This is a genomic window from Kocuria sp. CPCC 205297, assembly GCF_040981035.1.
Lineage (GTDB): Bacteria > Actinomycetota > Actinomycetes > Actinomycetales > Micrococcaceae > Kocuria > Kocuria marina.
In genome coordinates, this window is record NZ_JAVKPY010000011.1 from 135,594 (window position 1) to 143,617 (window position 8,024).

The following is an 8,024-nucleotide window of genomic DNA, read 5'->3' on the forward strand; positions in this document are numbered from 1 at the left end:
CGGTCATGACACAGCTGGGGGCCTCGCACGGCCACGGGAAAGCGGCGGATCAGGCGTGGTCGATCAGGTCCGCGCGCGTGGGCAGATCCGCGCCGGAGCGCGAGACCGTGACCCCGGCAGCGGCCGCGGCGTGGCGCAACAGCTCCGTGAGTTGCGCGCTGTCCAACTCGTCGAGGGCGCTCGCCGCAGTGGGGCCCAGGATGCTCCGGTCCGCGAGTCCCGAGAGCAGGGCCGCCATGAAGGAGTCACCCGCGCCCACGGTGTCCGCGACGGTGACCCGGGCGGCGGGGACCTCCACGCCATCGCGTCCGGTGCCGCGACTGACAGCCCACGGCCCCATGACCCCGCGGGTCACGACCACAAGCCGTGCTCCGGCCTTGAGCCACGCACGCGCGGAGTCCTCGATGCTGCGGTGCGGGTAGAGCCACAACAGGTCCTCGTCGGAGGCCTTGATCACGTGGGACAGCGCCACGATCTTCTCCGCGCGGGCGCGCGCGTCCGAGGAGTCCGGGATGATGGACGGGCGGCAATTGGGGTCGTAGGAGATCAATGCGTGGCCGCGAGCGCGTTCGAGTGCCTGACCCACCACGGTGGCGCCGGGTTCCAGCATGGCCCCGATGGATCCGGCGTGCAGGGCGTCGGTGTCCCGCAGGAGCTCGTCGATCCGCTCCGGGGAGACGTCCAGGGACCAGTCGAGTTGGAAGTCGTAGCTCGCGGCACCGGTCTCATCCAGGGTCGCCTGGGCCACGGAGGTGGGCAGGGCGTCCGCGTCGAACGGCAACCGCACCCCGTTGCCCGTGAGGTGATCGGCCACCTGACGGCCGTACTCGTCCCGGCCGTAGCGGCCCAGGAACTGGACGTCGTGACCCAGCCGGGCCAGTCCCACGGCCACGTTCATGGGGCTGCCACCCACGTGGGCCCGGGGTTCTTCACCCTCGCGGGACACCACGTCCACGAGGGCCTCACCGATCACCGTCAACATGACCCCACGTTAGCAAAGCGTGCGGGGAGCCACCGGGGCTGTCACGACGCCGCACGGGCGGGAGAAGCCCCCTCGCGCACCGTAAACTTGGGGCCACGACGAGCAGCGCCGCTCCCGCGCGCGCCATCACCCGAGTCAGCGCACCGCCGCGCGACCCCCAACACGGCCCTCACGACGACGTCCGGGCCGAGGAAGAAGGATGCTCATGAGCGCCACGTGGTCCGAACGAGAAGCCCTTGCCGAGCAGCTGGTCCCCCTGGTGGGTCAGCTGCACCGCGGCAATAAGGTGGTCACCACGGTGTTCGGCCGTTCCCTGGTCCACAAGTCCGTCACGGAGATCATCAAGGTCCACCGCTTCACGCGCCGCATCCTGGGCGAGGAAATGCCCATCGACAAGACCCTCGAGATCGTCCACACGCTGGGCGAGCTCAACCTCGGCGTGTGCAACGTGGACGTGGCCAAGCTCTACCAGGGCTACACCGCGGCCGACAGCGGTGACCTGCAGGCGTACCTGCGCGAGGCCCTTGCTCCCGCCGTGGACCAGCGCGGGCGCAACGAACCCGGGTCCCGCGACGTCGTGCTCTACGGCTTCGGGCGCATCGGGCGCCTGCTCGCGCGCATCCTGCTCAACCGCAACGACGGCACCGGGCTGAACCTGCGCGCCGTGGTGGTGCGCCGCAAGCCCGGCAACGACCTCGTCAAGCGCGCCTCGCTGCTGCGCCGCGACTCGGTGCACGGCCCCTTCAACGGGACCATTACCGTGGACGAGGACAAGAACGTGATCACCGCCAACGGTGTGCCGATCCAATTCATCTACGCCAACTCCCCGGCGGAGATCGACTACACCGAGTACGGGATCGACAACGCCCTGGTCGTGGACAACACCGGCGTGTGGCGTGACGAGGAAGGCCTCTCCCAGCACCTGCAGTCCAAGGGTGTGGGCAAGGTCCTGCTGACGGCCCCCGGTAAGGGCGACATGAAGAACATCGTGTGCGGCGTGAACGACAAGGACATCTCCCCGGAGGACACCATCCTCTCCGCGGCGTCCTGCACTACGAACGCCATCACACCCGTGATCAAGGTCCTCAACGACGAGTACGGGATCATCCAGGGTCACGTGGAGACCGTGCACTCCTACACCAACGACCAGAACCTGATCGACAACTGGCACAAGGGTGACCGCCGCGGCCGTTCCGCCGCCCTGAACATGGTCATCACCGAGACCGGTGCCGCCAAGGCGGTGGCCAAGGCGCTGCCCGTGATGAAGGGCAAGCTCACTGGTAACGCGATCCGCGTCCCCACCCCGGACGTGTCCATGGCGATCCTCAACCTGCAGTTGGAGAACGCCCCGGAGTCCAAGGACCAGATCAACGAGTTCCTCAAGGACATCTCGCTGAACTCGCCCCTGCGCAAGCAGATCGACTACGTGGACTCCCCGGACGTGGTCTCCACGGACCTCGTGGGCTCCCGCCGCGCCGGCGTGGTGGACGGACTCGCGACCATCGTGAACAACAACTCCGTGGTGCTCTACGTCTGGTACGACAACGAGTTCGGTTACTCGTGCCAGGTGGTGCGCGTGATGGCCCGCATGGCGGACATCTCTATGCTCCAACTCCCGTAAGGGTCAGGGTCCCGCGCGCCGCTGGTGCGCTCGACGACGACGCCGCCCCGGCCACCTTCCGCGTGAAGGTCGCCGGGGCGGCGTCATTGCGCTCACGGGCGCCAGAACGCGGCGACCGCCCGGTACAGGGCGTACAGGTCCCCGGTGTGCACGAGCTCGCGTGCCGAGTGCATGGACAGCAGCCCCACGCCCACGTCCAGCGTGCGGATGCCCAGACGGGTCGCGGTGACGGGTCCGATGGTCGAGCCGCACGGCACGGTGTTGTTGGAGACGAACTCCTGGTAAGTCACTCCGGCCCGTTCGCACACCCGGGCCCATTCGGCCGCACCCGTGGCATCGGTCGTGTAGCGCTGCTGCGCGTTGATCTTGAGCAGGGGCCCTCCCCCGGGCTCGGGGGTGTTCACGGGATCGTGGTGACCCTGGTAATTGGGGTGCACCAGATGCCCCGCGTCCGAGGACAAGCACACGGAGGCCGCGAGCGAGCGTCGGTATTCGTCCGTGGTCTCGCCCCGCGCGGCGCTGATGCGCACGAGCACGTCCTCGAGGAACGGGCCGGCGGCGCCCGAGCGGGTGGCCGAACCGACCTCCTCGTGGTCGAACGCGGCGAGCACGCTCACGTGCTCCGCGCTCTCGAGGTCGTGGGCGTGTTCCATCAGGGCACGCAGGCCCGCGAACACGGAGGTCAGGTTGTCCAGGCGGCCGCTCGCGAGCAGCGTGCGCTGCGCGCCGATGAGTTCCGGGGCCTGGGAGTCCGCGACGACGATGTCGTAGCCGAGAATGTCCGATGCCGTGATCGGTTCGGCCGACGCATCGTCGCCGGCCGGGGCACCCGGTGCACCTGTCACGGTCGTCCGGCGCGTTCCGCGCGACTCGTTCGCGGCATCCGCGAGCACGGTCAGGACGTCCGTGTCCTGGTCCTGTCCCACTCCCCACACGGGTTGCACGTGACGCTGCTTGTCGAGCGTGAGACCCTCGTTCGCGCTGCGGTCCAGGTGGATCGCCAACTGCGGGATCCGGGCCACGGGGCCGGTCGCGGTGAGGACCTGCCGGGTCCCGCCGTCACGGCCACGCACCACGAGCCGACCGGCGAAGCGCAGATCCCGGTCCAACCACGAGTTCAACAGGGGACCGCCGTAGATCTCCACACCCGCCTGGTACCACCGGTGCGTCACTGTGGTGGGTCGGGGCTTGAGCTTGAACCCCGGCGAATCGGTGTGAGCCCCTAGGATCCGGTACCCCGCACCCGGTGCGGCACCGGACGGGATCACCCACGCGATCAGGGCGCCGTCGCGCACGGTGTAGTAGCCGCCCGCGGACGGGTCCGACCACGGCCGGGTCTCGTCCAGGGCGGTGAACCCCGCGGCGTCGAGCGCGGCGGCAGCCGTGGCCACGGCGTGGAACGAGCTGGGCGAGGCCGTGATGCACTCACCCAGTGCACGCGCGAAGCCGGCCTCCGGAGTTCCGGGGCCGGGCTCCGGCGTCCCGTTGGCGGGGTCGGCCGGGGTGGTGGATTCGTGCGAGCTATCCGTCATGACGCCCAGTGTAGGTGGGGGCGACATCCCGCTCGCCCGGGGCTGCGGGCGGCGGTGTTGCACCGGGCGAGGGAGGCGTCGCCGTACCGTGTGGGTCGGAACCGTTGGGCCGGGAAGTGCTCTCGCTCGAGGTATCGCCCGAGGGCTCGCCCGGCACTGCAAGAGCGACGTCGTCCCCCGTGTGCGCGCCGTGAGCGGTGCGGGTGTCCAGCAGACCCACGTAGCGGCCCTGCCCGTCCCGCACGGAGTACGGACCGTACTGCGGCGGCAGGACCAGGTAGCGCTGCGTGGCCGGGTCCAGGACGTAAGCCGCCAGGCCCGAGGCGTCCTCGGCCAACCGAGAGGGCCGGTGGCCGAGCTCGGGAAGCCGGGCCGGTTGCGGGAGTGGCGGCAGGACGATCGTGCGAGTCACGGCCACGGACCGGTTGCGGCGCACGAGCCAGAACACGAGTGCCACGTAACCACCGTTGATCAGCGTCACCGCGATCAGGTCCGTGGGCGCCCCGGAGGTGTCGTTCATGTCCGTGAGCCCCACCATGGCCATGAGGGACACCGTCATGTTGTTCACGGCGTGCAGTGCGATCGCCGCCTCCAGACCACCGGTGCGCCACGTGATGATGCCCATGGCCACGGCCATGATCCCCACCGAGAGCTGCCCCCAGATGTCGTACGCGTGACCGAGCACGAACAGCGGCACCGGGAGCAGGATGGCCCACGCGGGGTGCTTGAGCCACCGGCCGATGGTCTGGGCCAGGTAGCCGCGGAACACGACCTCCTCCGCCGCGCACTGCAGGGGGACCACGAAGATCAGCGAGGCCATGAGCCACCAGAAACCAGGGGCCGGTTGCAAGGACACGGGTCTGCCGCCCGCGGCGAGTTCCAGGCCCACGGCGATCGCGTTGATCAGGGCGTAGATCGCGACCGCCGCCACGAAGCACGTGAGCAGCCACTTCCACCGAATCCGCCCGGTCACGGAGAAGATCAGCCCCAGGGGACGCGGGCCGAGCACCAGCCGGGCCAGCAGGGCGCTGGGGAGCATGAGGACCACGGAGCCGAAGAGGATGAAGAACACCACGGGGTCCAGCTGGTTCATGGCCAGCAGGTCCCCGTCGATCCGCTCCGGGGCCGCGAAGACCATGACGAGCAGGAATACGATGGTCAGAAGCAGGAGGACGGCCAGCAGGATGAGCCCCTCCACGAGCGGCATCCACCAGCGGTGGCGGGGGTCCGCGTGCGCCAAACGGTGATAGAAGAGGCTACGGGTCCGTGGCGGATCCTGGACGGGGGGCGACGGACGGGACCACGGTGCGCTGGCGTGACTCATGACTCCACGGTAGCCGTCACGGGGGACTCTCAGGGCCCTCTGTGCAGGGCGCTGGCCGTGAATCCGGGGTGGCTCCGACGGGGAACCGGCGAATTCCGACCGCGGTATGAGATGTCAGCCCGGGGCGGATCCGCCCGGTGGTACCGGAAGTCCCGGGTGGTCCGCCCCCCCCGGGGCGTTGACGACCGGGCTCGTGATCAGACGCCTCGATCCGGGCGGGTCAACGCCGGTAACGCTCCACGAACGCCCGTAGGATCCGCGGGGCCTGGTCCACGGCGGGACCGTTGACCACCCGGTCGATCACGGTGTCTGTGTCCTCGGGCCGGAAGTACCCCAGGTCCTTGTACGCGCGCACGCGGCTCACGAGCCCCTCGGGGTCCAGTTCGGGGTGGAACTGGGTGGCGTAGAGGTTGTTCTTGATCCGGTACATCTGCACGTGGCACGCGGTCCCGGTGGCGAGCAGCACCGCGTTGGGCGGCAGCACGCGGGTGCCCTCCTTGTGCCCCACGTACGCGCTGAACTCGCGGGGCAGTTGCACGAGTAGGGGATCCCGAGCCCCCTCGTCGGTCACGCTCACGGTGATGGGACCCACGTCCTCGTGGCACGACCGGTCCACCTTGGCCCCCTGGTGGATCCCCAGGGTGCCCACGCCGTAGCACGCGCCGAGGAACGGGAAGTCTCGGGCCACGACGTCGTCCAGCAGTGCGCTGATCCAGGTCTCAGCGACGCGCTGCGCCCTGGACTTCTCCTCCGGCGGGTCCGAGGAGTTGAACGGCGACCCGCCCACGATGATCCCGCTGTACCTGTCCAGGTCCAGCGCGGGCCACTCACCGGACTCCAGACGGATGCGTTCGAGTTGGTCCTCTTCGAGGCCCCCGAAGTGGGCCACGGCCCGGTATTCCTCGTCCGCGAGGACGTTGTTATCACGGGTGGCCAGCAGCACGAACGGTTTCATGGCTTACACCTATGTCACGGGGGCCTCGGGATGCAAACCGCCCGGGGACGAGGCCGCTTTCCGACGCTTCGATGACACCCGTGGAAGAGTCCGGCGGTTACTTCGAAGAAACGCGGTTCCACTCCGTGACTTACCCCGTGTGACCCAGTTCGCTGTTCCTAAATGAAATTTAGATTTCACATCACGAAATACCAGAGGATGGATCGTGGATTTGACCGAGTTCAACAGCCTCGATCGTGAAGCCGCCGTCGCGGCCGTAGGACCGGCCCTGGACGTCCAGCGCTGGATCGAGGAACTCGTGTCCGGGCGCCCGTATGGGTCCACCGAGGCCATACTGGACGCCGCCCGTTCCGCCGCGAACCCCTTCACGGACGCGGAGGTCGCGCAGGCGTTGTTGCACCATCCCATGATCGGCCAGCGCCCCCAGGAAGATTCCGCGGCGGCGAGCCTGTCCCGCAACGAGCAAGCGGGCCTGGGCGGGGGCGACGACGCCGTCAAGGCCGAGCTCGCGCAAGCGAACCTCGACTACCAGGACACGTTCGGTCATGTTGGGCCACGGGCGGTGCCGCCGTGGCCGCCAATGGGGGCGAGGACACCATTTTCAGAAACGTGTGCCTCGCCGGTGCCACTTTGCTGAACATCACGCTCCTGTGCACGGTCCGCAGCGCCGTGATCTCGCGTCTGTCGATCCTCCTGGGCATCGTCCTGGGCACCCTGCTCGCGCTCGGGATGGCGGACTTCTCCAAAGTCGGCGACGGCGCTTTCTTCGCCTTCCCGGAGCCCCTGGCCTTCGGTCCGCCCACGTTCCAGCCCGCCGCCATCATCTCCATGACCATCGTGGTGCTCGTGATCCTCACCGAGACCACCGCGAACATCATCGCCGTGGGTGAGATCGTGGAGACCAACGTGGACCGTCGCCGCATCGCGGACGGCCTGCGCGCCGACATGGGTGCGTCCTTCCTCTCCCCCTCTTCAACGGCTTCACCCAGTCCGCGTTCGCGCAGAACGCGGGCCTGGCGGCCATCACCGGCGTCAAGAGCCGTTTCGTGGTGACCGCCGGTGGTGTGATCATGCTGGTCCTGGGTCTGCTGCCCATGTTCGGCCGCGTGGTCGCCGCCGTGGCCCTGAACATCCTGTTCAACGAGATCAAGATCGGTAACCCGCCCGCGGACCAGGGCTCCGTGTTCACGGAGGCCCCGCCGCGCTTCGTGCCCATCGCGTCCATCGAGCACCTCCAGAATCACCTGGGGGAAGGTGACACCGTCAAGGATGGTAAGCTGGGGGACTCCGAGGGCAACGAGATCCCGTGCATTATCGCATCCGGTGAAGTGGTCCCGGCGCCCCTGGACTCCAAGAAGTCCGGGACCGCGGGCGAGCACTGATTTCCCGCCGCCAACCGTGTCCTCACGCGATGAGCGGAAGGACACGGTTCGCACATGTCCTTCACGTGCGGTGACCGGACCCCACCCGGGAACCGACAACCGCACGGTCAGAACTGCCCCGCCTCTCATGGCAGGAGAACAACACATGCAGTCTTCAAGCAATCACCACATTTTGAGTGGGTTGACGAATAATCTTCAGGACGCTGATGTTCAGGAGACGCAGGAGTG

6 protein-coding genes and 1 pseudogene are annotated in these 8,024 nt (G+C 68.4%); 3 read left to right on the top strand and 4 right to left on the bottom strand.

What is annotated here, in order from left to right; all coding sequences use genetic code 11:
• Positions 1-49 precede the first annotated feature (49 nt).
• A complete protein-coding gene (locus RF650_RS11555) occupies positions 50-982 on the bottom strand; it encodes a carbohydrate kinase (RefSeq protein ID WP_144932031.1) in 933 nt (310 codons plus the stop codon).
• 205 nt (positions 983-1,187) lie between these two features.
• On the opposite strand from RF650_RS11555, the gene RF650_RS11560 reads away from it, so the two are divergent.
• Positions 1,188-2,603 (top strand): glyceraldehyde-3-phosphate dehydrogenase, encoded by a 1,416-nt coding sequence (locus tag RF650_RS11560; protein WP_368814976.1) that lies wholly within the window; start codon positions 1,188-1,190, stop codon positions 2,601-2,603.
• Between the two features lie 92 nt (positions 2,604-2,695).
• Here the strand turns inward: RF650_RS11560 and RF650_RS11565 are convergent, their stop codons facing one another.
• The 3 genes from RF650_RS11565 to RF650_RS11575 form a co-directional block, all read right to left on the bottom strand.
• A complete protein-coding gene (locus tag RF650_RS11565) occupies positions 2,696-4,135 on the bottom strand; it encodes a M18 family aminopeptidase (RefSeq protein ID WP_368814977.1) in 1,440 nt (479 codons plus the stop codon).
• On the bottom strand, positions 4,125-5,375 hold the full coding sequence (locus RF650_RS11570; RefSeq protein WP_368814978.1) for a lysostaphin resistance A-like protein: 1,251 nt from the start codon (positions 5,373-5,375) through the stop codon (positions 4,125-4,127). The genes RF650_RS11565 and RF650_RS11570 overlap by 11 nt, the downstream gene beginning before the upstream one ends.
• Positions 5,376-5,679: 304 nt before the next feature.
• Complete coding sequence (locus tag RF650_RS11575; protein WP_368814979.1) at positions 5,680-6,414, bottom strand: glutamine amidotransferase; 735 nt, start codon at positions 6,412-6,414, stop codon at positions 5,680-5,682.
• Positions 6,415-6,619: 205 nt separating this feature from the next.
• Between RF650_RS11575 and RF650_RS11580 the strand changes: the two genes are divergently transcribed.
• Both RF650_RS11580 and RF650_RS11585 read left to right on the top strand, forming a co-directional pair.
• On the top strand, positions 6,620-7,051 hold the full coding sequence (locus RF650_RS11580) for a 2-oxo-4-hydroxy-4-carboxy-5-ureidoimidazoline decarboxylase (protein WP_368814980.1): 432 nt from the start codon (positions 6,620-6,622) through the stop codon (positions 7,049-7,051).
• Positions 7,021-7,796: pseudogene (locus RF650_RS11585) on the top strand (solute carrier family 23 protein); the annotation flags it as partial. The gene RF650_RS11580 and the pseudogene RF650_RS11585, both read left to right, overlap by 31 nt.
• Between the last annotated feature and the right edge of the window lie 228 nt (positions 7,797-8,024).